General features: G+C 66.5%; 20 protein-coding genes. 14 read left to right on the forward strand and 6 right to left on the reverse strand.

Annotated features, from left to right (window positions below):
• Window positions 1–65 precede the first annotated feature (65 nt).
• Together DIE23_RS16995 and DIE23_RS17000 are read left to right on the forward strand one after the other, a co-directional pair.
• Complete coding sequence (locus tag DIE23_RS16995; protein ID WP_124613209.1) at window positions 66–1,178, forward strand: NADH:flavin oxidoreductase/NADH oxidase; 1,113 nt, start codon at window positions 66–68, stop codon at window positions 1,176–1,178.
• A gap of 177 nt (window positions 1,179–1,355) precedes the next feature.
• Window positions 1,356–1,877: an SET domain-containing protein gene (locus tag DIE23_RS17000; protein WP_124613210.1), complete on the forward strand. Its 522-nt coding sequence runs from the start codon at window positions 1,356–1,358 to the stop codon at window positions 1,875–1,877.
• Window positions 1,878–1,980: 103 nt separating this feature from the next.
• Here the strand turns inward: DIE23_RS17000 and DIE23_RS17005 are convergent, their stop codons facing one another.
• Both DIE23_RS17005 and DIE23_RS17010 read right to left on the reverse strand, forming a co-directional pair.
• Complete coding sequence (locus tag DIE23_RS17005; protein ID WP_124613211.1) at window positions 1,981–3,465, reverse strand: sensor histidine kinase; 1,485 nt, start codon at window positions 3,463–3,465, stop codon at window positions 1,981–1,983.
• A gap of 116 nt (window positions 3,466–3,581) precedes the next feature.
• Window positions 3,582–4,274, reverse strand: a complete 693-nt coding sequence (locus DIE23_RS17010) for a response regulator transcription factor (RefSeq protein ID WP_006401494.1) — start codon at window positions 4,272–4,274, stop codon at window positions 3,582–3,584.
• Between the two features lie 122 nt (window positions 4,275–4,396).
• Here DIE23_RS17010 and DIE23_RS17015 point away from each other — a divergent pair, with 122 nt between their 5' ends.
• On the forward strand, window positions 4,397–4,627 hold the full coding sequence (locus tag DIE23_RS17015; RefSeq protein WP_006756491.1) for a DUF3717 domain-containing protein: 231 nt from the start codon (window positions 4,397–4,399) through the stop codon (window positions 4,625–4,627).
• Between the two features lie 92 nt (window positions 4,628–4,719).
• On the opposite strand, the gene DIE23_RS17020 is transcribed toward DIE23_RS17015, so the two are convergent.
• Together DIE23_RS17020 and phhA are read right to left on the reverse strand one after the other, a co-directional pair.
• Complete coding sequence (locus DIE23_RS17020; RefSeq protein WP_124613212.1) at window positions 4,720–5,028, reverse strand: 4a-hydroxytetrahydrobiopterin dehydratase; 309 nt, start codon at window positions 5,026–5,028, stop codon at window positions 4,720–4,722.
• A 170-nt stretch (window positions 5,029–5,198) separates the two neighbouring features.
• On the reverse strand, window positions 5,199–6,092 hold the full coding sequence (gene phhA, locus DIE23_RS17025; protein WP_221623348.1) for a phenylalanine 4-monooxygenase: 894 nt from the start codon (window positions 6,090–6,092) through the stop codon (window positions 5,199–5,201).
• Between the two features lie 140 nt (window positions 6,093–6,232).
• On the opposite strand from phhA, the gene DIE23_RS17030 reads away from it, so the two are divergent.
• On the forward strand, window positions 6,233–6,718 hold the full coding sequence (locus DIE23_RS17030; protein WP_006408082.1) for an Lrp/AsnC family transcriptional regulator: 486 nt from the start codon (window positions 6,233–6,235) through the stop codon (window positions 6,716–6,718).
• 50 nt (window positions 6,719–6,768) lie between these two features.
• Here DIE23_RS17030 and DIE23_RS17035 read toward each other — a convergent pair whose 3' ends face one another.
• Complete coding sequence (locus DIE23_RS17035) at window positions 6,769–7,302, reverse strand: class IV adenylate cyclase (protein ID WP_124613214.1); 534 nt, start codon at window positions 7,300–7,302, stop codon at window positions 6,769–6,771.
• Window positions 7,303–7,537: 235 nt separating this feature from the next.
• The gene (locus DIE23_RS17040; protein ID WP_124613215.1) at window positions 7,538–8,437 is read right to left on the reverse strand and encodes a LysR family transcriptional regulator; all 900 of its coding nucleotides are present in this window, start codon (window positions 8,435–8,437) and stop codon (window positions 7,538–7,540) included.
• 363 nt (window positions 8,438–8,800) lie between these two features.
• On the opposite strand from DIE23_RS17040, the gene DIE23_RS17045 reads away from it, so the two are divergent.
• From DIE23_RS17045 to DIE23_RS17090, 10 genes are all read left to right on the forward strand, one after another.
• Window positions 8,801–10,486: a GMC family oxidoreductase gene (locus DIE23_RS17045; RefSeq protein WP_124613216.1), complete on the forward strand. Its 1,686-nt coding sequence runs from the start codon at window positions 8,801–8,803 to the stop codon at window positions 10,484–10,486.
• A gap of 486 nt (window positions 10,487–10,972) precedes the next feature.
• Entirely contained in the window at window positions 10,973–11,752 is a 780-nt protein-coding gene (locus DIE23_RS17050) for an ABC transporter ATP-binding protein (protein ID WP_040142748.1), read from the forward strand.
• Window positions 11,749–12,504, forward strand: a complete 756-nt coding sequence (locus tag DIE23_RS17055; RefSeq protein WP_124613217.1) for an ABC transporter ATP-binding protein — start codon at window positions 11,749–11,751, stop codon at window positions 12,502–12,504. The genes DIE23_RS17050 and DIE23_RS17055 overlap by 4 nt, the downstream gene beginning before the upstream one ends.
• Before the next feature lie 76 nt (window positions 12,505–12,580).
• Window positions 12,581–13,780: an ABC transporter substrate-binding protein gene (locus DIE23_RS17060; protein ID WP_124613218.1), complete on the forward strand. Its 1,200-nt coding sequence runs from the start codon at window positions 12,581–12,583 to the stop codon at window positions 13,778–13,780.
• Between the two features lie 112 nt (window positions 13,781–13,892).
• Window positions 13,893–14,777: a branched-chain amino acid ABC transporter permease gene (locus DIE23_RS17065; RefSeq protein WP_124613219.1), complete on the forward strand. Its 885-nt coding sequence runs from the start codon at window positions 13,893–13,895 to the stop codon at window positions 14,775–14,777.
• Window positions 14,777–15,751: a branched-chain amino acid ABC transporter permease gene (locus DIE23_RS17070; RefSeq protein WP_185646476.1), complete on the forward strand. Its 975-nt coding sequence runs from the start codon at window positions 14,777–14,779 to the stop codon at window positions 15,749–15,751. Before DIE23_RS17065 ends, DIE23_RS17070 begins: the two co-directional genes overlap by 1 nt.
• A gap of 1,139 nt (window positions 15,752–16,890) precedes the next feature.
• Window positions 16,891–18,048, forward strand: a complete 1,158-nt coding sequence (locus DIE23_RS17075) for an ABC transporter substrate-binding protein (RefSeq protein ID WP_124613221.1) — start codon at window positions 16,891–16,893, stop codon at window positions 18,046–18,048.
• A gap of 199 nt (window positions 18,049–18,247) precedes the next feature.
• Window positions 18,248–19,303 carry a branched-chain amino acid ABC transporter permease gene (locus tag DIE23_RS17080; protein WP_124613222.1) on the forward strand — a complete coding sequence of 352 codons (1,056 nt, stop codon included), beginning with the start codon at window positions 18,248–18,250 and terminating at the stop codon, window positions 19,301–19,303.
• A 4-nt stretch (window positions 19,304–19,307) separates the two neighbouring features.
• Window positions 19,308–21,092 carry an ABC transporter permease subunit gene (locus tag DIE23_RS17085; protein ID WP_124613223.1) on the forward strand — a complete coding sequence of 595 codons (1,785 nt, stop codon included), beginning with the start codon at window positions 19,308–19,310 and terminating at the stop codon, window positions 21,090–21,092.
• A complete protein-coding gene (locus DIE23_RS17090; protein ID WP_124613224.1) occupies window positions 21,092–21,847 on the forward strand; it encodes an ABC transporter ATP-binding protein in 756 nt (251 codons plus the stop codon). The genes DIE23_RS17085 and DIE23_RS17090 overlap by 1 nt, the downstream gene beginning before the upstream one ends.
• Window positions 21,848–22,287 lie beyond the last annotated feature (440 nt).

The raw sequence follows: 22,287 nt of genomic DNA on the forward strand, positions 1-22,287 counted from the left end.
CCAGCAGGCTTCGAGCCTGCATGCTACGCTCGTTTGCTCTTTCCCTTTCCTGGCGAGCGGCATCCATGACTGCGCTGTTTTCCCCGTTCACGCTGCGCGGCGTGACCCTTCCGAACCGGATCGTGATCTCCCCGATGTGCCAGTACTCGGCCGAGCGCGGCGAGGCGACCGACTGGCACATGATCCATCTCGGCCATCTCGCGCTGTCCGGCGCGGGCCTGCTCTGCATCGAAGCGACCGCCGTCGAACCCGACGGGCGCATCACGGCCGGCGACCTCGGTTTGTGGGACGACGTGACCGAAGCGGCGCTCAAGCCGGTGCTGGCGTCAATCCGCAAGCATTCGCCGGTCCGCATCGCGATGCAGCTGTCGCACGCGGGGCGCAAGGCGTCGAGCGAGGTGCCGTGGAAGGGCGGCCAGCTCGTGTCCGTCGCCGATGGCGGCTGGCTGCCGCATGCGCCATCGGCCCTGCCGCACAAGGACGGCGAGACACCGCCGCTCGCGCTCGACGCGGCCGGCCTGAACCGGATCCGCGAAGCGTTCGCGGCCGCCGCGAAGCGTGCCGCGCGCCTCGGCATCGATGCGATCGAAGTGCACGCGGCGCACGGCTACCTGCTGCATCAGTTCCTGTCGCCGCTGTCGAACCAGCGTACCGACGAATACGGCGGCTCGCGCGAAAACCGGATGCGCTTTCCGCTCGAGATCTTCGAGATCGTGCGCGCGGCGTTTCCGGAGGACCGGCCGGTCGGTGTGCGCGTGTCGGCGACCGACTGGGTCGAGGGCGGCTGGGAACTCGACGACACGATCGCGTTTGCCCACGAACTGAAGCAGCGCGGCTGCGACTGGATCGACGTGTCGTCCGGCGGCGTGTCGCCGCTGCAGAAGATTCCGCTGTCGCCCGGTTACCAGGTGCCGTTCGCGCAGGCCGTGAAGCGCGCGGTCGGGATGCCGACGATCGCGGTCGGCCTCATCAACGACCCCGCGCATGCGAACCGGCTGATCGAGTCGGGCGACGCCGATTTCGTCGCGATGGCGCGCGCGATGCTATACGACCCGCGCTGGCCATGGCATGCGGCTGCCGAGCTCGGTGCGCAGGTGTCGGCGCCGCCGCAGTACTGGCGTTCGCAGCCGCGCGAGCACAAGGCGTTGTTCGGCGACATCGCATTCGGCCAGCGCTGAGCGTCATGCGCGCAATATTGCGCGATGTTGAACGAAGCAATCGCGAACGTGTAGGATGCGGGTGATTCGCCGCACGCCCCGACGCGGCACCGGTCGGTGCCGCGTTTTCGTTTTGCGCGACGCAGGGCCGCGAGCGCGGCCGTCTTCCATTCAAGTCGTCTTCAAAGGATTCGTTCGATGAGTTCACGCAGGATCGCGGTGCGCCGCTCGGGAGTACACGGCAAGGGCGTGTTCGCGGTGGAGCCGATCAAGGCCGGCGAGCGCGTAGTGGAATACAAGGGCGAGCGAATTTCGTGGAAGGAAGCGCTGCGCCGCCATCCGCACGACCCGAACGAGCCGAACCATACGTTCTACTTCGCACTGGAAGAGGGCGGGGTGATCGACGGCAAGATCGACGGCAACAGCGCGCGCTGGATCAACCATTCGTGCGCGCCGAACTGCGAGGCCGAGGAGATCAAGGGCCGCGTGTTCATCCACGCGCTGCGCGACATCGGGCCGGAAGAAGAGCTGTTCTACGACTATGGCCTCGTGATCGACGAGAAGCTGACGAAGAAGCTCAAGCGCGAATACGCGTGCCATTGTGGCGCGGCCGCATGCCGCGGCACGCTGCTCGCCACCCCGGACGACGACGGCAAGAAGAAAAAGAAGAAGGACGGCAAGGCCGAGTCCGGCACGAAGGACAAGAAAAAGAAGAAGTGACCGGCGCGGCCGCGCATCGTGCGCGGCTGCTGCACCGGCTGGCCGCCGCGCGCCGAGGGGCCGCGCGGCCAGCCGTCCCGCCCGATACGGGGTCGTGCGCGCGTCAGTGCGTCGGCGCGGCGGCCGGCGTCTCGCTCGCCGGCTTCGCGGCGCGCTTGGCGAGCGGCACGCGCACCACGAAGCGCGAACCGCCTTCCGATGCATCCTCGTACGACACCGTGCCGCCGTGCATCGCGATGATGTCGTGCACGATCGCGAGTCCGAGGCCGGCGCCCGTCTCGACACCGTTGCCGCTTTGCGCATCGCCGCGGAAGAAGCGCTTGAACAGGTCTGCCTGCTGGTTCGCAGGCACGCCCGGGCCGTTGTCCTCGACGACGATCTCGGCGGCCGGCTGGCCGTCCTCGAGCGCGCCGCGCGCGACGTTCACCGTGATCCGCGCACCCTCCGGCCGTGCGAGCGGCACATATTTCAGTGCATTGTCGAGCAGGTTTGCGATCACCTCGCGCAGCAGCACGGGGTTGCCGCGCACGTTCAGCGTTTCGTCTTCGCCGGGATCGTCGCTGCGCTGGAAGCCGAGGTCAACATGCGACGTGAGCGCGCGCGGCACCCATTCGGCGCCCGTCTCGAACGCCATCGCCGCCAGGTCGACGTCGACGAAGCGCGCGGCCTGCTCGCCCGGCTCCGCACGCGCGAGCGACAGCAGCTGGTTCGACAGACGCACCGCGCGATCGGCGGCCGCGCGCAGTTCGCGCACCGCGGCGTAGGTCTGCTGCGGGTCGCGCGCGACGGCGGCCTGTTCGGCATGCAGCTTCACGGCCGTGAGCGGCGTGCGCAACTGATGCGCGGCATCGGCGATGAACTTGCGCTGCGCATCGAGCGCGGTCTTGAGGCGGCCGAGCAGTGCGTTCATCGCGCTCGTCAGCGGCCGGATCTCGAGCGGCACTTCGCTTTCGTCGACCGGTTCCAGCGACGTGTGAGTCTGCCGGTTCAGCGAATCGGCGAGATGCGTGAGCGGGCCGAGCTGCTGGTTGACGACGCGCCACACGATGCCCCAGCCCGCAAGCAGCAGCAGCAGCAGCGGCATCATGATCGCGACGAGGAATTCGGCCGCGATCCGGTAGCGGTGCCGCACCGGCTGCGCGACCTCGACCACCATCGGCCGGCCGCCCTCGACTTCTTCGACGCGCACCTGCGCGACCCGCACCGCGCGGTTGTCGTACTCGGCCTCGAACACGTATGCGTGATGCATGCGGCGCACATTGATGCCACGCAGCGGCAGCTTCGGGTCGCCGGCGAGTTCCTGCTCGCCGTCGCTGATCCGGTAGATCAGTGCCTCGGCCGGATCGGAGAACATCGCCTGCGCGAGCGGCGGCACGGTGAACGGCGCGTCGGGGCCGGCGATCTGGATCTGTTTGGAGATGGCGGTCGCGAGATCGGCGAGCGAGCGGTCGATCACGTGTTGCGTGTATTGCCACGCGAGCCAGTAGGCGATCAGGCCGCTCATCAGTGCGAGCATCGACAGCGGCGCGGCGAGGCGCCGGAGCAGCGAGCGGCGCAGGCTGGTGGTCACAGCCGGATCAGAAGACATGTCGACGGGCAAATGGATAAGCGCCGCTCACGGGGAGCGGCGCGGTGGTGCGTCGGACGGCGACGCGGGCAGGGCGCCCGCCGGGCGGCACGTGGCCGGCCGGCGCGCGGCGCCGCTCAGACGCTCGCCGTCTGGCGGATTTCCTGCAGCAGGTAGCCGAAGCCCCGCACCGTAACGATTTCGACACGGCACTGCTCGAGTTTCTTGCGCACGCGGTGCACATAGACTTCGATCGCGGTGTCGCCGAGATCGCCGCCGAAGTGCGTAAGGTGATCCTGCAACTGGGCCTTGCTGACGACGCGGCCGTGACGCAGCAGCAGCATTTCGAGCACCGCGAATTCGCGCGGCGACAGTTCCAGCGGCTTGTCGTCGTTGAAGATGCGGCGATCGACGCCCGACAGGCGGACGCCGCCGAGCGACACTTCCGGACGCGGCATGTCGCTATGCGGGCCGCTGCGGCGCATCACCGCGCGGATGCGCGCTTCGAGCTCGGCCGGCTCGAACGGCTTGAGCATGTAGTCGTCGGCGCCGGAGTTCAGGCCCTGGATCCGGTCGTTCAGTTCGTCGCGCGCGGTCAGCACGATGACCGGCGTGTGGCGGTTGGTCTGGCGGAAACGCGTGAGCAGCGTCATCCCGTCGATGCCCGGCAGGCCGAGGTCGAGGATCACGAGTTCGTGGCGGTTCTGTGCCAGTGCCTGTTCGGCAAAGATGCCGTCATGCACCATGTCGACGGTGAAGCCAGCCTGCTCGAGGCTGCTCTGGATACCGCGTGCGATGGGGCGGTCGTCTTCGATCAGAAGGAGTCGCATGAAGTTCGCTCAAGTACAATGGGTTGGCGGTTCAGGCACGCGGACAGCACGACGCCGTTTCCACAGGGGCGCCGCATCGCCTGACATCAAGCATGGCGGCCAGCGAACGATTAAATCCAATCATGTCCGATATTTCGATCCACGACCTCGAAGCCGCGATCAATTTCTGGCGCGCACGCTCGCCGTCGAGCGGCGACGAACTCAAACTCTGCGAAGAGGCCAGCGCGCTCTCCAAGCCGTATGCGCTGCTGATTGTACAGCGCGAAGGTGCGCTGCAACTGGAAGGTTTGGACCCCAAGGCGCGGAAAGCGTACGAGACTTACGTGCGCCTTAAGGATGGCTTGGAAAGCTGAAGGCTTTCGCTGAGTACATCCTAGAAAACGTTCAGCGAAATGAAAAGTTGACGCGCCGCGCGTCGAAAGATGCGCGGCGGTAGCGGAAGGTCTCAGGCGGCCGGCTGGATGTGCGCGCACACTTGGTCGATGAACGTCGCGAGCGCGATGTCGCGCTCGGTCAGGCCGTCCGCGTCGTGGGTCGACAGCGTCACGTCGACGCGGTTGTACACGTTGAACCATTCCGGATGGTGGTTCATTTCCTGCGCCTTGATCGCGACGCGCGTCATGAAGCCGAAGGCTTCGTTGAAATCGGCGAAGCGCAGGCTGCGCTGGATCGCGTCGCGGCCCGGCACGGCCGTCCAGTGCGGCAGGCCTTCGAGCCGGGTCTTGCGTTCTTCTGATGTGAGCTTGTGGATCATGTTGCACCTCGTTCGGTAACGGCGCCCGCACGCGGGCAAAGGCCACGCGGCAAAGCCGGTACCGGTCATTGTTTCATAGTTGTGCGACGGGCACCCGGGGACGGCCATCCGCGGGCCGGCATCGGGAGGCAGGCACCGGAGCGCGCATCACGCCGGCGAGGTCCGTGGCCTTACGCGTCCGCGTCGTCCGGCCAGCCTTCGCCCGTGCCGCGGTGCAGCACGAGATCGTCATCGACCACCGCGCCGGCCGGGATTTCCGGCAGCGCGGCCAGCCGGTCGGCCAGCGCACGGCCGTCGACGTCGGCGAGCGCGAACAGCTGCGCGAAATCGTCGATCACGAAGTAGGTCTTCTGGAACGTGTCGATGCGGTACCGCGTGCGCATCACGCGCTCGAGGTCGAAGCCGAGCCGGTTCGGCGCCGCGCTTTCGAGGCTGTACAGGCTTTCGCCTTTGCTCGACACGATCCCGGCTCCGTAGATCGACAGCCCGTTCGGGCCGTGCGGATCGCGGATCAGGCCGAACTCCACCGTATACCAATAGAGGCGCGCCAGTCGCGCGAGCGCCGCTTCGTCGTCCGCGACCGCGAGTGCGGTGCGGCCGTATGCCTGCATGTAGTCGGCGAATACCGGCTCGATCAGGAGCGGCACGTGGCCGAACAGATCGTGAAAGCAGTCGGGTTCCTGCAGGTAGTCGAGCTGATCCGGGCGGCGCATCCACCAGGTGACCGGAAACCGCCGGTTCGCGAGGTGCTCGAAGAACACGCGATCGGGCACGAGGCCCGGCACCGCGACGATCTCCCAGCCGGTGGCCGGCTTCAGCTGGCGGTTCACGTCGGCGAACGACGGCACGCGGTCGGCCGGCAGGTCGATCTTCCCGAGCCCGGCGACGAACGCGTCGCACGCGCGTCCGCGCAGCAGCGCCGACTGACGTGCATAGAGCTGCTGCCACACCGCGTGGTCGACCTGGCCGTAGCGTTCGAGCGGCTGGTCGATGGTGAAATCGGCGCGGGTTTCGAGGCCCGCGTCGAACTGCTCCTGCAGTTTCGCGGTGACGACGGTGGACATGATCTGGCTCTGCACGCTGTTGGTTGGGAACCATGCAAGTGTAGAGCGGGCGACGTGCGGAATGGGCGCAAAGATGGCGTGGATTCACTTATTGATGCGATAATCGCGCATCAAAACAGGAATAAATGCGGAGAATGCTCATGCTGGAACTCGATCACTTCGATCTCGCGCTTCTCGACGTGCTGCAGCGCTTCGGTCGCGCGACGCACCAGCAGCTTGGCGAGGAGGTGCCGCTGTCGCCGTCGCAGATCGGTCGGCGGCTGCAGCGGCTCGAGGCGGCCGGCGTGATCGAAGGCTACCGTGTGATGCTGCGCCCCGAAAAGCTCGGGCTCGGCGTCACGGCGTTTACGAGCCTGAAGCTCAAGCACCACGGCGATTCGATCATCGAGCAGTTCCAGCAGCAGATCGACGTGCTGCCCGAGGTGCTCGAATGCCATGCGGTGGTCGGTGATGCCGACTATCTGCTGCGGATCGTCGCGCCGGATCTCAACGCGCTGTCGCAGTTCGTGATGAAGAAGCTGATGCGTGTGCCGGGCGTCGACAGCGTGCGCTCGAACATCGTGCTGACGACCTTCAAGCGCAACGGCGCGCTGCCGCTCGCGCACCTGGCGCCCGGCGCCGCGTGACGCGGCGGGCCGGCGGCGGGGCGCAAGGCGCCGCTGCGGATAGGGCCAGATCAGGCCGCTTCGTGCTGCGCGTCGGCGTTCAGCAGGTCGACGTACGCGACCGCGACGAGATCCTCCTGCGCCACGCCGAGCTTCGCGAACACGTCATGCGCCTCGGCTTCGCCGCCGGCTTCGTCGTCGTCGGGGCCGAGCACCACTTCCAGTTCGATGAAGTCGCCGAGGCCGTCGACGCGGTCGAGGTGGATCCGCGTGCGGCCGACGAGGTACACGTGCCGTTCCTTCGTCACGATCCCGCGCGTGGTCAGCGCGGTCGCAAGCAGCGAGTGCATCGCGTCCGGGTTCGTCACCGGGCTGCGCGTGTAGTACGACGCCTTCGGGCCGTCGCGGTCGTCGCGCTGGTAGAAGATCAGTTCGGCCGGCGTGCCGTCCTCGAAGCGGCGCAGCTTCAGCCGGCCGCGCGGCACGTCGTAGAAGAAATCCTGCTGACGGTAGAACAGCGGCGCTTCGGTCGCGAGCGTAGCCGCCTGTTCGCGCAGGCGGTCGAATTCTCGGGCGCGGGCTTTGATCTCGATGTTGCGGGCCATGCGGGTCTCCTTCAATCAGGGGTCTCGCGGTGTGCGAAGGCACAATCTAGCAAAAAGCCTGCGATGGCGGCGTGACGAGCAAGCGGGACGCGGCGACACGCCACGGGGCGGGCGATTCGAGCCTGTCCGTGATGCCACGCGTCACCGGGGCGCGGGTGGGCGATCCGCAGGATGCGCCGGATGCATCAGGCGCCGACGCCCGATGCACGACCGACGACACCGACATCAGCCGCACTCATGTCATCCACTGGGTCTCGATCAATCGCAGCGCGGCCGCGATCGCCGGTTCGTCGCGCCGCTCGGCGAGCGTCACGAACGTCAGCTCGGTCGGCACCGTCACGCGTTCGACGATCGTCAGCGCATGCGCGTGCGCTTCGGCCAGCGCGGTCGAGTCGCGTGCGAGCGTCAACCCGATCCCCGATTTGACGAGGTCGAGCATCGACTGCTCCTGGTCGACCTCGGCGACCTTCGCCGGCTGCGCGCCGGCCGCCGCGAACAGCCGCGACAGCAGCCGGTGATGGGCGGACGCCGGTGGCGTCCAGATCCACGGCAGCGTGGCGAGCGCGCGCCAGTCGTGCGCGCGCTGCACGCGCTCCTTCCAGCCGGCCGGTGCGAGCACGCGGTAGTGGAAACGCGTGAGCGTGACCGTGTGGAACAGCGTGTCGTCGCGCGGATCGTCCTCGCCGGGCCGGCCGATGTAGTAGCCGACGTCGAGCGCCTGCGCACGCACCTGTTCGAGCACCCAGCCGGACATCCCGTGCCGTAGCGCGGTTTCGATCTGCGGATGGGTTTCGACGAGCGCGCGCAGGAAGCCGCCGAGCCGCAGGAAGCCCGGATCGAGGATCGTGCCGATCCGCAGCCGGCCGCGCACCTCGTGCCGCAGCGCAGCAGCGGCGCGCTGCACGTCGGCGGCCGCGGCCAGCGCGCGCTCCGCGTGCGGCAGCAGCGTCTGGCCGTCGCGCGTGAGCGCGAGCCCGCGCGACGTGCGCGTGAACAGGGTGACGCCGAGCGTTTCCTGCAGATGCTTGATCTGCAGGCTGACGGCCGGCTGTGTCAGATGCAGCTGCACGGCGGCGCGCGTCAGGTTGCCTTCGCGGGCGACCGTCGCGAACGCACGGAGCAGGGTGAGATCCATCGTCGTGATATGAGCGCAGCTTATAACGCAGTTCAGCATAACTCATTGGATCGGCGGCGCGCGCGCGGAGTACGCTTCATCGGTCGCGTCGCTCGCGACGCACTATGCTGAAAACGACGCGCGGGAATGTGCCGCGCGGGGCACAAACAACAATGAGCTTTGCATGGGACCCGAGTAAGTGCCAAAGCGCTAACTCGGGTCGACCGCGAAGCATGGGACCCAAGTAAGCGCTAAAGCGCTAACTCGGGTCGACCGCGAAGCATGGGACCCAAGTAAGTGCTAAAGCACTAACTCGGGTCGACCGCGAAGCATGGGACCCGAGTAAGTGCTAAAGCACTAACTCGGGTCGACAGGAGACACGCTGTGAGTACTCAACGCACGCTCGAGGGCGAATTCGATTACGTGATCGTCGGCGCGGGCACCGCAGGTTGCGTGCTCGCGAATCGCCTGACCGAGGATCCCGAGATCCGCGTGCTGTTGCTCGAAGCGGGCGGCAAGGACGACTATCACTGGATCCACATCCCGGTCGGCTATCTGTACTGCATCGGCAATCCGCGCACCGACTGGCTGTACAAGACGCAGCCCGAGGCGGCGTTGAACGGCCGCGCGCTGTCGTATCCGCGCGGCCGCGTGCTCGGCGGCTGCTCGTCGATCAACGGAATGATCTATATGCGCGGCCAGCGCGAGGATTACGACAGCTGGGCGCAGGAAACCGGCGACGCCGGCTGGTCGTGGGACAGCGTGCTGCCGATCTTCAAGCGCAGCGAGGACCACCACGCGGGCGCGAGCGACGCGCACGGCGCGGGCGGCTACTGGCGCGTCGAGAAGCAGCGGCTGCGCTGGGAGATCCTCGAATCGTTCGCACAGGCCGCGCAGCAGACGGGCATCCCTGCGACCGACGATTTCAACCGCGGCGACAACACCGGGGTCGGCTATTTCGAGGTGAACCAGAAGCGCGGCGTGCGCTGGAATACGTCGAAGGCGTTCCTGCGGCCCGCGATGACGCGCCCGAACCTGACCGTGATCACCGGCGCGCATGCGCAGCGCGTGATCTTCGACGGTCGGCGTGCGGTCGGCGTCGAGTATCGTGGCGGCGGCACCGACTACGTCGCGCGCGCGCGCGCCGAAGTGCTGCTGACCGCCGGCGCCGTGAATTCGCCGCAGCTGCTCGAACTGTCGGGCATCGGTGCGGGCGCACGGCTACAGGCACTCGGCATCGAGGTCGTGCAGGATCTGCCGGGTGTCGGCGAGAACCTGCAGGATCACCTGCAGCTGCGGATGGCGTTTCGCGTCGAAGGCGTGCGCACGTTGAACACGCTGTCCGCGCACTGGTGGGGCAAGCTGATGATCGGCGCCGAATATGCGCTGCTGCAGCGCGGGCCGATGTCGATGGCGCCGTCGCAACTCGGCGCGTTCGCGAAGTCCGATCCCGACGATCCGGCGCTCACGCGCCCCGATCTCGAATACCACGTGCAGCCGCTGTCGCTCGAGCGCTTCGGCGAGCCGCTGCACAGCTTCAACGCCTTCACGGCGTCCGTCTGCCATCTGCGGCCGAGCTCGCGCGGCAGCGTGCATATCGCGAGCCCCGATGCGGGCGTGGCGCCGTCGATCGCACCGAACTACCTGTCGACCGACCACGATCGTCATGTCGCCGCGAACGCGCTGCGCCTCACGCGCCGGATCGCGTCCGCGCCGGCACTCGCGCGCTACCGTCCGGAGGAGATCCTGCCGGGCCCGCGGTACCGGACCGAAGCGGAACTGATCGAAGCGGCGGGCGCGGTCGGCACGACGATCTTCCATCCGGTCGGTACGTGCCGGATGGGGCGCGCGGACGATGCGCGTGCCGTCGTCGACAGCCGGCTGTGCGTGCGCGGCATCGCCGGGCTGCGGATCGTCGATGCGTCGGTGATGCCGTTCATTACGTCGGGCAACACGAATTCGCCGACGCTGATGATCGCCGAGCGCGCGAGCGACATGATCCGCGCCGATCGACGCGCGGCGCACGACGCGACGCAGGTGCGAACGGACGCGGCGATGACGGCTGAGTGACACCAGGCTGACGCGCACGTCAGCGGGCCGTCATCATGGCGCCCACTGTTTCGCCATGCAAAACAATCCGACACGTGCGGATCGCAACGTTTCGACGGCACGCACCGCGATTGCGCCGCGAGCCGCGCATTGCTCGCAGCGTTCTTGTCGCGCGACGACATGACGCGCGGCGTAACGTGCCCGCGTTCGTGCAGGCACGCGCCATGCGATCGCGCGACTGTCGATGATGCGCGTGTCAAAAAAACGCGTCGAAAATACGCGCTCAGCCGCGTCCGATATGGCGGCCAGCCCTATAAGTGCAAATCCCGATGATTGCACTGCACCAACGGCGCGACAATGTTGCGCAGTATGCATACGCGTCGGCGCGGGAGACCACCCTCGATGCGTAATACGGCGTCCGGGGGCAGCTCGCTCATCCGCAGACCTGTTCGCGGTCGCTTGCGCGAATCTTCCCGGTGCTTCGCCTGACTTCGTACGGAAGGGAACATGATTCTCGGCGACACGATTCTGGAAACACGCGGACTGACGAAGGAGTTCAGGGGCTTCACTGCCGTGAACGGGGTCAACCTGCGTGTGCGCCGCGGTGCGATCCATGCGTTGATCGGGCCGAACGGCGCGGGCAAGACCACCTGCTTCAACCTGCTGACCAAGTTCCTGACACCGACGGCCGGTCAGATCGTCTTCAACGGAATCGACATCACCGACGAGCGGCCCGCGCAGGTCGCGCGCCGCGGCATCATCCGTTCATTCCAGATCTCGGCGGTATTCCCGCACCTGACCGCGTTGCAGAACGTGCGCATCGGCCTGCAGCGCGCACTCGGCACCGAATTCCATTTCTGGCGCAGCGAGCGCACGTTGCGGCGCCTCGACGATCGCGCGATGGATCTCCTCACGCAGGTCGGCCTCACCGATTTCGCGCACGTGCCGACGGTGGAGCTCGCGTACGGCCGCAAGCGCGCGCTCGAGATCGCGACGACGCTCGCGATGGAACCCGAGTTGATGCTGCTCGATGAGCCCACGCAAGGGATGGGCCACGAGGACGTCGATCGCGTGACCGCGCTGATCAAGAAGGTCGCGAGCGGCCGCACGATCCTGATGGTCGAGCACAACATGAACGTGATCGCGGGCATTTCGGACACGATTACCGTCCTGCAGCGCGGCGAGGTGCTGGCCGAAGGCTCGTATGCGGAAGTGTCGAAGAATCCGCTTGTGATCGAGGCCTACATGGGCAGCGCCGATGCGGCGCTCGCGGGGGCGCACGCATGAAGCACAGCGAACGGGAGGAACGCGAATTGAGCGGCGTCGAAAGCGGCACGCCCGCGCTGGAGATCACGGGCCTCGAGGCCTGGTACGGGGAATCCCACATATTGCACGGTGTCGACCTGAGCGTTCATCGCGGCGAGGTCGTCACACTGCTCGGCCGCAACGGCGCGGGCCGCACCACGACGCTGCGCGCGATCATGGGCCTCACCGGCCGGCGCAGCGGCTCGATCAAGGTCGCCGGCAACGAGACGATCGGGCTCGCGACGCACCGCATCGCGCATTTCGGCATCGGCTATTGCCCGGAAGAGCGCGGGATCTTCTCGAGCCTGTCGTGCGAGGAGAACCTGATGCTGCCGCCGCCGATCGGCCCGAGCGAGCACGCGATGTCGCTCGACGAGATCTACGCGATGTTCCCGAACCTCGCGTCGCGCCGGCAGAGCCAGGGCACGCGGCTGTCCGGCGGCGAGCAGCAGATGCTCGCGGTGGCGCGGATCCTGCGCACCGGCGCGAACCTGCTGCTGCTCGATGAAATTTCCGAAGGCCTCGCGCCCGTGATCGTGCAGGCGCTCGCACGAATGATCGTCGAGCTGAAGGCGCGCGGCTACACGGTGGTGATGGTCGAACAGAATTTCCGCTTCGCCGCACCGCTCGCCGACCGCTTCTACGTGATGGAGCATGGCCGCATCGTCGAGCATTTCCGCTCATCCGAACTGGAAGGCAAGATGCCGATCCTTCACGACCTGCTCGGGGTGTGACGCCGCCCCGTTTCCCTTGCCGCTAGCCGTGGCGGCCTCGAACAACCACAACGCATCAGAACAACAGGAGACGTCAATGAAAATGAAGACCCTCGCACACGCATGTCTCGCGGTCGCGACCGCAGCGTTCACCGCCGGCGCCGCACACGCCGCGGATAGCGTGAAGATCGGCTTCATCACCGACATGTCGGGGCTTTACGCGGACATCGACGGGCAGGGCGGCCTCGAGGCGATCCGGATGGCGGTCGCCGACTTCGGCGGCAAGGTGCTCGGCAAGCCGATCGAGGTCGTCTATGCCGATCACCAGAACAAGGCGGACATCGCCGCGTCGAAGGCGCGCGAATGGATGGACCGCGGCGGGCTCGACCTGCTGGTCGGCGGCACGAATTCCGCGACCGCGCTGTCGATGAACCAGGTCGCGGCCGAGAAGAAGAAGGTCTACATCAACATCGGTGCGGGCGCCGACACGCTGACCAACGAGCAGTGCACGCCGTACACGATCCACTACGCATACGACACGATGGCGCTCGCGAAGGGCACCGGCTCGGCGGTGGTGAAGCAGGGCGGCAAGAGCTGGTTCTTCCTGACCGCCGACTATGCGTTCGGCAAGGCGCTCGAGAAGAACACGTCGGACGTCGTGAAGGCGAACGGCGGCCAGGTGCTCGGCGCGGTGCGGCACCCGCTGTCGGCGTCGGACTTCTCGTCGTTCCTGCTGCAGGCGCAGTCGTCGAAGGCGCAGATCCTCGGCCTCGCGAACGCGGGCGGCGACACGATCAACGCGATCAAGGCCGCGAAGGAATTCGGCATCACGAAGACGATGAAGATCGCCGCGCTGCTGATGTTCATCAACGACGTGCACAGCCTCGGCCTCGAGACGACCCAGGGCCTCGTGCTGACCGACAGCTGGTACTGGAACCGCGACGCGGCAGCGCGCCAGTGGGCGCAGCGCTACTTCGGCAAGATGAAGAAAATGCCGTCGAGCCTGCAGGCGGCGGACTACTCGTCGGTGACGACGTACCTGAAGGCCGTGCAGGCCGCCGGCACGACCGACTCCGACAAGGTGATGGCCGAGCTGAAGAAGATCAAGGTCAACGACTTCTACGCGAAGGGCTACATCCGCGCGGACGGCAGCATGATCCACGACATGTACCTGATGGAAGTGAAGAAGCCGTCGGAATCGAAGGAACCCTGGGATTACTACAAGGTGCTCGCGACGATTCCGGGCGAGCAGGCGTTCACGACCAAGCAGGAGACGCGCTGCGCGATGTGGAAGTAAGCGCGACGGTGCGGCGCGTGGTGGCGGCTGCAGCGATGTGCCTGCTGCGCCGCCCGCGCGCGACGACTTGAAAGTTGCGCACGCAACGAAACTCAACCTGACGGCTAAGTCGATGGAAATCTTTGGCATTCCGTTGCCGGCGATGCTGAGCCAGTTGCTGCTCGGGCTCGTCAACGGCTCGTTCTACGCGATCCTGAGCCTCGGGCTCGCGGTGATCTTCGGGCTGCTCAACGTGATCAACTTCGCGCACGGCGCGCTGTTCATGCTGGGCGCGATGCTCGCATGGATGGGGCTGTCGTACTTCGGGTTGCCGTACTGGGCGATGCTCGCGCTCGCGCCGCTGATCGTCGGCGCGTTCGGGATCGTGATCGAGCGTTCGATGCTGCGCTGGCTGTACAAGCTCGATCACCTGTACGGGCTGCTGCTCACGTTCGGCCTCACGCTCGTCGTCGAAGGCGTGTTCCGCTCGATCTACGGCTCGTCCGGCCAGCCGTACGACGTGCCGTCGCAGCTGTCCGGCGCGACCAATCTCGGCTTCATGTTCCTGCCGAACTACCGCGCGTGGGTGGTCGTGGCGTCGCTCGCGGTGTGTCTCGCGACCTGGTTCGTGATCGAGAAGACGCGCCTGGGCGCCTATCTGCGCGCCGGTACCGAGAACCCGAAGCTCGTCGAGGCGTTCGGCGTGAACGTGCCGATGATGATCACGCTCACCTACGGCTTCGGCGTCGCGCTCGCGGCATTCGCGGGCGTGCTCGCGGCGCCGGTGATCCAGGTGTCGCCGCTGATGGGCCAGCCGATGATCATCACCGTGTTCGCGGTGGTCGTGATCGGCGGGATGGGCTCGATTCTCGGCTCGATCATCACCGGGCTGCTGCTCGGCGTGATCGAGGGCTTCACGCGCGTGTTCTATCCGGAAGCGTCGGCCACGGTGGTGTTCGTGATCATGGCGATCGTGCTGCTGATCCGTCCGGCGGGCCTGTTCGGCAAGGAAAAATGATGCAGAGAAAAGTGCTCTACGGCGTGCTGCTCGCCGCACTGCTCGCCGCGCCGTTCATCGGCGCGTATCCGGTGTTCGTGATGAAGGTGCTCACGTTCGCGCTGTTCGCGGCCGCGTTCAACCTGCTGATCGGCTATACGGGGCTGCTGTCGTTCGGCCATGCGATGTTCCTCGCGACCGCCGGCTACGCGACCGGCTATGCGATCCAGACGCTCGGCTTCACGCCGGAGCTCGGCGTGCTCGTGGGTACGTTTGCCGCGACGCTGCTCGGGCTCGTCGTCGGCCTGTTCGCGATCCGCCGGCAGGGCATCTACTTCGCGATGATCACGCTCGCGTTCGCGCAGATGGTCTACTTCATCTACCTGCAGGCGCCGTTCACGCACGGCGAGGACGGCCTTCAGGGCGTGCCGCGCGGGCATCTGTTCGGGCTCGTCGACCTGTCGAACGACGTCGCGCTCTACTACGTCGTGCTCGCGGTGATCGTCGCGGCGTGCGCGTTCATCGTGCGGATCGTGCACTCGCCGTTCGGCCAGGTGCTCGTCGCGATCAAGGAAAACGAGGCGCGCGCGATCTCGCTCGGCTACGACACCGACCGCTTCAAGCTGCTCGCGTTCATCCTGTCGGCCGGGCTAGCGGGGCTGGCCGGTTCGCTGAAGGTGCTGGTGCTCGGCTTCGAGACGCTGTCCGACGCGTACTGGACGATGTCGGGCCTCGTCGTGCTGATGACGCTCGTCGGCGGGATGGGCACGCTGTTCGGGCCGCTGCTCGGCGCGGCGCTGATCGTCGCGCTGGAGGACCGGCTCGGCGACATCGGCGAATGGCTCGCGTCGGCGACCGGCATCGGCTGGTTCCACTCGCTCGGCGAATCGGCGACGATCGTCACGGGGCTGATCTTCATCGCATGCGTGCTGGCGTTCCGGCGCGGGATCGTCGGCGAGATGGTCGCGCGGGTCAAGACGCTCAGGCCGTCCTGATTGCATTGCACCGGGTGCTGCGACACGTTGATGCGAAGCACCATCCGGCGCGGCCGGAAAGGGTGTCTCGGCCGCCTCCGGACGGCGCCGCGCGGCAGGGCTGGTGCCCCATTTTCGTGCGGCGATGCACCATAGGGGTAAATGCTAAGTTGTCGCAGGGTGAAAGGTCCTTTAATCTTCGTTCCAGTTCTGATGCACCGCGAAACGAATTTGCAGGTGGAGAACGAGGAGACAATCGAGGCACAAAGTGCCCGGACCCCAAAGCGCTGTTGGACGGAATCCAACAGCGCTTTTTCATTTGTGTGCGCGAATTTCCATTGTTGGTGCAGGCGAGTGGCGCCACGTTCCGCGCGCCCGTGTTCTGCCTCACCTCGCTCGCGTTTCTTCCCGTCCCCCCGTTTTTGTCCAATCCTGCCGGTCGATCGCAACCGGCGCGCAATCGCATGCATGCCGTCCGGGCTTACCCGGTTGGCGTGCGCAAAAAGCGTCCGTTACACTCAGCTTTCGCCGACCGTGCGGTCGGGAAAACGGTCGGCAGTTCTCCTATAAGCAAAATGCAGAACAGGGAGTACGGTTGGATGAGACGCGCAGGACGATGGATCGGGGCACGAGGGGCGGCTGGCGCCGCTCGTTCGGGGGGGAGGGCGCATTGGTATGCCCCGGCTTTCACGAGCCGTCCCGCAGCCGGCATGCGCGTTCTGGCGCGATTGGCCGGCACGGCTGTTTCTCCGGTCGTTGTGTTCGCATCCGACGCGCCGTTCGGATTTGCATTCGCATGAACGGCCGGTTTCCCGATCTTGCACCGCTTGCGCGCGGGGCCGCACCGGGCCCGTCCGGCGGACCTTCCGTCGATCGTTGCGTTCGCATCGATCGACGCTCGCGCGACGCCGCATTTCTCCGCTTCCTTCATCCTGACGACATTGCCGCCGCGCATCGTGGTGGTCGAACGACCGCGTCGGAACGCGCTGCGGCGCGCGCGTGCGCGGTGTTGCCGAGGGCGCGGTCGCGGCGCCGGCGCTTCACGGGAAAACGAGCGTAGACGTGGTACGACTAGATAGTTAATTTATTAACTTGTTTGAGGACCGGGAGCCGCCCGAGCGACCCGCGGATTTTTCGAGCAGCGTTTGGAGACAACGTAAATGAAGATGAATCGATGGATGGAGGTTCTGCTTGCCGCGGGCCTCGTGTGTGCGGCGGCCACGGCGTCGGCGCAGGTGAAGATCGGCGTGACGCTGTCGGCCACCGGGCCGGCCGCCTCGCTCGGGATTCCGGAAAAGAACACGATCGCGCTGCTGCCGAAGGAAATCGCGGGCAAGAGCGTCCAGTACATCGTGCTCGACGATGCATCCGACACGAGCCGCGCGGTGCAGAACGTGCGCAAGCTGATCGACGAGGATCACGTCGACGCGATCATCGGTTCATCCGTCACGCCGAACTCGCTCGCGATGCTCGATCCGGTGTCGCAGGGCAAGACGCCGACGATCTCGCTCGCGGCGAGCGCGCAGATCATCGCGCCGATGGACGCGAAGCGCGCCTGGATGTTCAAGGTGCCGCAGAACGACCAGTTGATGGCCGATGCGATCGCCGGCTACATGGCGAAGCACGGCGTGAAGACGGTCGGCTTCATCGGCTTCGCCGATGCGTATGGCGACAGCTGGTACAACACGTTCAACGCGGCTGCCGCGAAGAACGGGCTGAAGGTCGTGTCGAACGAGCGCTTCAACCGCACCGACGCGTCGGTGATGGGGCAGGTGCTGAAGCTGATGGGCTCGAATCCCGACGCGGTGCTGATCGCCGGATCCGGCACGCCGGCCGCGCTGCCGGCCAAGACGCTGAAGGAGCGTGGCTACAAGGGCAAGGTGTACCAGACGCACGGCGTCGCGAACAACGACTTCCTGCGCGTGTGCGGCAAGGATTGCGAAGGCGAGATCCTGCCGGCCGGTCCGGTGCTCGTGACCGACCAGTTGCCCGATTCGAACCCGGTGAAGAAGCCGGCGCTCGGCTACAAGGCCGCATACGAGAAGGCGTACGGCGCGGGTTCGCTGGCGACCTTCGGCGGCCACGCATGGGATGCGGGGCTGCTGCTGCAGCGTGCGATTCCCGACGCGCTGAAGAAGGGTCAACCGGGCACCGAGGCGTTCCGCGAGGCGCTGCGTGCGTCGCTCGAGAGCGTGAAGGATCTGCCCGTGTCGCACGGCGTGATCAACATGTCGGCGACCGATCACAACGGCTTCGACACGCGGGCGCGCGTGATGGTGCAGGTCGTCGACGGCAAGTGGAAGTTGCAGGCCGAGTAAGCATCACGTGAAACCGGCGGGCGCGGCGCGAACGGCGCCGTGCGCGCCGTTGGCGGCGGGGCGGGCCATGCGGCCCGTGCTCGCGTCGCATGGAATGTCCGGGAAGCCGCCGCACGACGCCTGACACCCCGATCTGGCCGTCCGCGCGCGGGCCGTTCCCGTCGCTGTTTCTCCGCAGCATTCTCGATACACGAAACGTATGGATCTCTCGATTGCAGCGATCCTCGCGCAAGACGGCATCACGACCGGCGCCATTTATGCATTGCTGTCGCTGGCGCTCGTGCTGGTGTTTTCCGTCACGCGGGTGATCTTCATTCCCCAGGGCGAATTCGTCGCCTACGGTGCGCTCACGCTTGCGGCGTTGCAGGCGCAGAAATTCCCCGCCACCTGCTGGCTGCTGTTCGTGATGGGCATCGCATGCTTCCTGCTGGAAGTCGGCGGCCTGATTCGCCATCGCGAACGCCGCCATCAGCTCGGCCGCACGCTCGCGACGCTCGGCAGCCGCTACGTGCTGCTGCCGCTCGCGGTGTTCGCGATCACGCGCAGCTTTGCCGCTCAGCCGATGCCGATGCTCGCGCAGATCGCGCTGACGCTCGCGATCGTCGTGCCGATGGGGCCGTTCGTCTACCGGCTCGTCTATCAGCCGATCGCCGAAGGCACGACGCTGCTGCTGTTGATCGTGTCGGTCGCCGTCCATTTCTCGATGGTCGGCCTCGGGCTCGTGATGTTCGGCGCGGAAGGCTCGCGCACCAACGGCTTCGCGGATGCTTCGCTGTCGGTCGGCAGCATGTCGGTGTCGGTGCAGAGCATCCTCGTGGTCGTGACCGCGCTGGTGCTGATCGGCGCGCTCTACGTGTACTTCGGCCGCACGATCGCCGGCAAGGCGCTGCGCGCGACCTCGGTGAACCGGCTCGGCGCGCGGCTCGTCGGCATCGGCACGACCGAAGCAGGGCGGCTCGCATTCACGCTGGCGGCCGGGCTCGGCGTGCTGTCCGGCATCCTCGTCGGTCCGCTGACGACGATCTATTACGACTCCGGCTTCCTGATAGGCCTGAAGGGTTTCGTCGGCGCGATCATCGGCGGGCTGGTCAGTTATCCGCTCGCGGCCGCCGGCTCGCTGCTGGTCGGCGTGCTCGAATCGTATTCGTCGTTCTGGGCGAGCGCGTACAAGGAAGTGATCGTGTTCACGCTGATCATCCCGGTGCTGCTGTGGCGCAGTTTCGCGACGCCGCACGCGGAAGAGGACGAGGAGTGACGCGATGAAGACGATGGTACGCAACAAGACCTTCTGGGTGTTTCTCGTGGTGCTGTTCACGCTGCCGGTGCTGCCCGGTGCGCTGCAGGTGCCCGAATACTGGATCACGCTGCTGAACTACATCGGCCTCTACGCGATCGTCGCGATCGGGCTCGTGCTGCTGACGGGCGTTGGCGGGATGACGAGCTTCGGGCAGGCCGCGTTCGTCGGCATCGGCGCGTATGCGACCGCATTCCTGACCACGCGATACGGTGTGTCGCCGTGGCTCGCGCTGATCGTCGGTGTCGTGCTGACGGCGCTCGTCGCGCTCGTGCTCGGCGCGGTCACGATGCGCCTGTCCGGGCACTTCCTGCCGCTCGGCACGATCGCGTGGGGCCTCGCGCTGTTCTATCTGTTCGGCAACCTCGAACTGCTCGGCAAGTACGACGGGATCAACGGGATTCCGGCGCTGAACCTGTTCGGCATCGAGCTCGGCAGCGGCCGCAGCCTGTACTTTCTGATCTGGGCCGTCGTGCTGGTCGCGATCGTGTCGGTGCAGAACCTGCTCAACAGCCGGCCCGGCCGCGCGATCCGCGCGCTGCGCGGCGGCGGGGTGATGGCCGAGGCGATGGGCGTGAACACCGCGTGGATGCGCGTCGTGATCTTCATCTACGCGGCCGTGCTCGCGGCGGTATCGGGCTTCCTGTACGCGCACCTGCAGCGCGCGGTGAACCCGACCCCGTTCGGCCTGAATCACGGGATCGAATTCCTGTTCATGGCCGTGGTTGGCGGCGTGTCGCACGTGTGGGGCGCGGTGCTCGGCGCGGCGATCCTCACCGTGCTGCAGGACTACCTGCAGACGCTGTTGCCGAAGCTGCTCGGCTCGGAGGGCAACTTCGAGATCATCGTGTTTGGCGTGCTGATGGTGCTGCTGCTGCAGTACGCGCGCCAGGGCGTGTGGCCGTTCGTCGCGAAGCTGTTTCCGCGCGGGCCGCGCGCGCACGTGCCCGACCATGCGGATCCGCTGCCGCAGCGCGCGAAGCCGGTGGCGGGCGAACCGCTGCTCGTCGTCGATAACGCGCGCAAGCAGTTCGGCGGGCTGGTGGCCGTCAACGACGTCAGTTTCGACGTGAAAGCAGGGCAGATCATCGGCCTGATCGGCCCGAACGGCGCCGGCAAGTCGACCACGTTCAACCTCGTGACCGGCGTGCTGCAGCCGACCGGCGGCACGATCACGTTCCGCGGCGAGCGGATCGACGGGCTCACGTCGCGCCAGATCGTCCGGCGCGGGATCGGCCGTACGTTCCAGCACGTGAAGCTGCTGCCGACGATGACGGTGCTCGAGAACGTCGCGATCGGCGCACACCTGCGCGGCCATACCGGCGTGTGGCGCAGCATCGCGCGGCTCAATGCACATGAGGAAGCGCAGCTGCTGGCCGAGGCGGCACGGCAGATCCGCCGCGTCGGGCTCGAAAGGCACATGTACGACGAAGCGGGCAGCCTCGCGCTCGGCCAGCAGCGCATTCTCGAAATCGCACGCGCGCTGTGCTGCGATCCGACGCTGTTGCTGCTTGACGAGCCGGCCGCCGGGCTGCGCTACCAGGAGAAGCAGCAGCTCGCGAACCTGCTGCGGCGCCTGAAGGCCGAAGGGATGAGCGTGTTGCTCGTGGAACATGACATGGATTTCGTGATGAACCTCACCGACCGGCTGGTGGTGATGGAGTTCGGCACGCGGATCGCGGAAGGGCTGCCGCGGGATGTGCAGCAGGATCCGGCGGTGCTTGAAGCGTATCTGGGCGGGGTGGAGTGATGACGGACACGACGATGCCGATTCTCGAGGTGCGCGGTCTGGCGGTGCGGTACGGGAAGGTTGAGGCGCTGCACGGTGCAGCGATCAAGGTTGGCGCAGGGCAGATCGTCAGCGTGATCGGCCCGAACGGGGCCGGCAAGTCGACGCTGCTGAACGCGATCATGGGCGCGTTGCCCGTGACCGGGCACGCGTCGGGCGCGGTCGTGTACCGCGGCGACGACGTGGGCGCGCTGCCGGTCGAGCAGCGCGTCGCGCGCGGAATGTGCCTCGTGCCGGAAAAGCGCGAGCTGTTCAGCACGATGACGGTCGAGGACAACCTCGTATTGGGCGCGTATCGCCGCAAGCTCGCGGGCCAGTCGAACTTCCTTGACCAGCTCGATCATGTGTTTACGCTGTTTCCGCGGCTCAAGGAGCGGCGCAAGCAGGCGGCCGGCACGCTGTCGGGCGGCGAACGGCAAATGCTCGCGGTGGGCCGCGCGCTGATGGGTAAGCCTGACCTGCTGATGCTGGACGAGCCGAGTCTCGGGCTGGCCCCGCTTATCGTGAAGGAGATTTTTCATATCGTCAGCGCGTTGCGCGGCACAGGCGTCGCGACGCTGTTGATCGAGCAGAACGCGCGGGCCGCGCTGCAGATCTCGGACTACGGCTATGTGCTGGAGACGGGCGAGTTTGCGCTCGAAGGGCCGGCGGCCGAGCTGGCACAGAATCCGCGCGTGATTGAAACATACCTGGGGCTGGCGAAGAAAATGGCTTGATGGTTGGGGTAGTTGGCGGGAGCCGGGCGGCGTGTTTCACGTGAAACACGCCGTTTTTGTTTTCGGGAGGAGGGCGATGCTGCGGTGAATCGGGTGTGGGGATAAGTGCCGGAGCAACAAGCAAAAGCCCTGTGACGGGAGTGGGGTGCTCGTCATACGGGGTGGCACAGGGTAGCGAGCATTGTGTGCGCGACAGTGCTCTGTCGCCGCGAGCCAGTCGGCACAGGGGATAAGTGCCGGGTGAATGATCGAAAGTACTGTGACGGCATGCCGATGTCGGGTTTCGCGAACCGCTACCCGATGCTGCTTTTGCACAGCTTTATGGTGTGCGGGTGAGGTCACGGTATCGCCGCCGACGCAGGCCGGGCACCACAGCTCAACCAATCGGTCGAAAAAAACGACCAAATGAACGGGCCCTACCATTCGGACTGTCTTCGGGT

Source organism: Burkholderia sp. Bp9143, assembly GCF_003853645.1.
GTDB lineage: Bacteria > Pseudomonadota > Gammaproteobacteria > Burkholderiales > Burkholderiaceae > Burkholderia.

Coding starts and splice junctions, on each gene's coding strand:
- DIE23_RS17000 (WP_124613210.1), top strand. CDS start 1,356: ATGAGTTCACGCAGGATCGCGGTGCGCCGCTCGGGAGTACACGGCAAG.
- DIE23_RS17055 (WP_124613217.1), top strand. CDS start 11,749: ATGAAGCACAGCGAACGGGAGGAACGCGAATTGAGCGGCGTCGAAAGC.
- DIE23_RS17050 (WP_040142748.1), top strand. CDS start 10,973: ATGATTCTCGGCGACACGATTCTGGAAACACGCGGACTGACGAAGGAG.
- DIE23_RS17005 (WP_124613211.1), bottom strand. CDS start 3,465: ATGTCTTCTGATCCGGCTGTGACCACCAGCCTGCGCCGCTCGCTGCTC.
- DIE23_RS17010 (WP_006401494.1), bottom strand. CDS start 4,274: ATGCGACTCCTTCTGATCGAAGACGACCGCCCCATCGCACGCGGTATC.
- DIE23_RS17035 (WP_124613214.1), bottom strand. CDS start 7,302: ATGGCCCGCAACATCGAGATCAAAGCCCGCGCCCGAGAATTCGACCGC.
- DIE23_RS17030 (WP_006408082.1), top strand. CDS start 6,233: ATGCTGGAACTCGATCACTTCGATCTCGCGCTTCTCGACGTGCTGCAG.
- DIE23_RS17080 (WP_124613222.1), top strand. CDS start 18,248: ATGGATCTCTCGATTGCAGCGATCCTCGCGCAAGACGGCATCACGACC.
- DIE23_RS17065 (WP_124613219.1), top strand. CDS start 13,893: ATGGAAATCTTTGGCATTCCGTTGCCGGCGATGCTGAGCCAGTTGCTG.
- phhA (WP_221623348.1), bottom strand. CDS start 6,092: ATGTCCACCGTCGTCACCGCGAAACTGCAGGAGCAGTTCGACGCGGGC.
- DIE23_RS17090 (WP_124613224.1), top strand. CDS start 21,092: ATGACGGACACGACGATGCCGATTCTCGAGGTGCGCGGTCTGGCGGTG.
- DIE23_RS17060 (WP_124613218.1), top strand. CDS start 12,581: ATGAAAATGAAGACCCTCGCACACGCATGTCTCGCGGTCGCGACCGCA.
- DIE23_RS17015 (WP_006756491.1), top strand. CDS start 4,397: ATGTCCGATATTTCGATCCACGACCTCGAAGCCGCGATCAATTTCTGG.
- DIE23_RS16995 (WP_124613209.1), top strand. CDS start 66: ATGACTGCGCTGTTTTCCCCGTTCACGCTGCGCGGCGTGACCCTTCCG.
- DIE23_RS17085 (WP_124613223.1), top strand. CDS start 19,308: ATGAAGACGATGGTACGCAACAAGACCTTCTGGGTGTTTCTCGTGGTG.
- DIE23_RS17040 (WP_124613215.1), bottom strand. CDS start 8,437: ATGGATCTCACCCTGCTCCGTGCGTTCGCGACGGTCGCCCGCGAAGGC.
- DIE23_RS17020 (WP_124613212.1), bottom strand. CDS start 5,028: ATGATCCACAAGCTCACATCAGAAGAACGCAAGACCCGGCTCGAAGGC.
- DIE23_RS17070 (WP_185646476.1), top strand. CDS start 14,777: ATGCAGAGAAAAGTGCTCTACGGCGTGCTGCTCGCCGCACTGCTCGCC.
- DIE23_RS17075 (WP_124613221.1), top strand. CDS start 16,891: ATGAAGATGAATCGATGGATGGAGGTTCTGCTTGCCGCGGGCCTCGTG.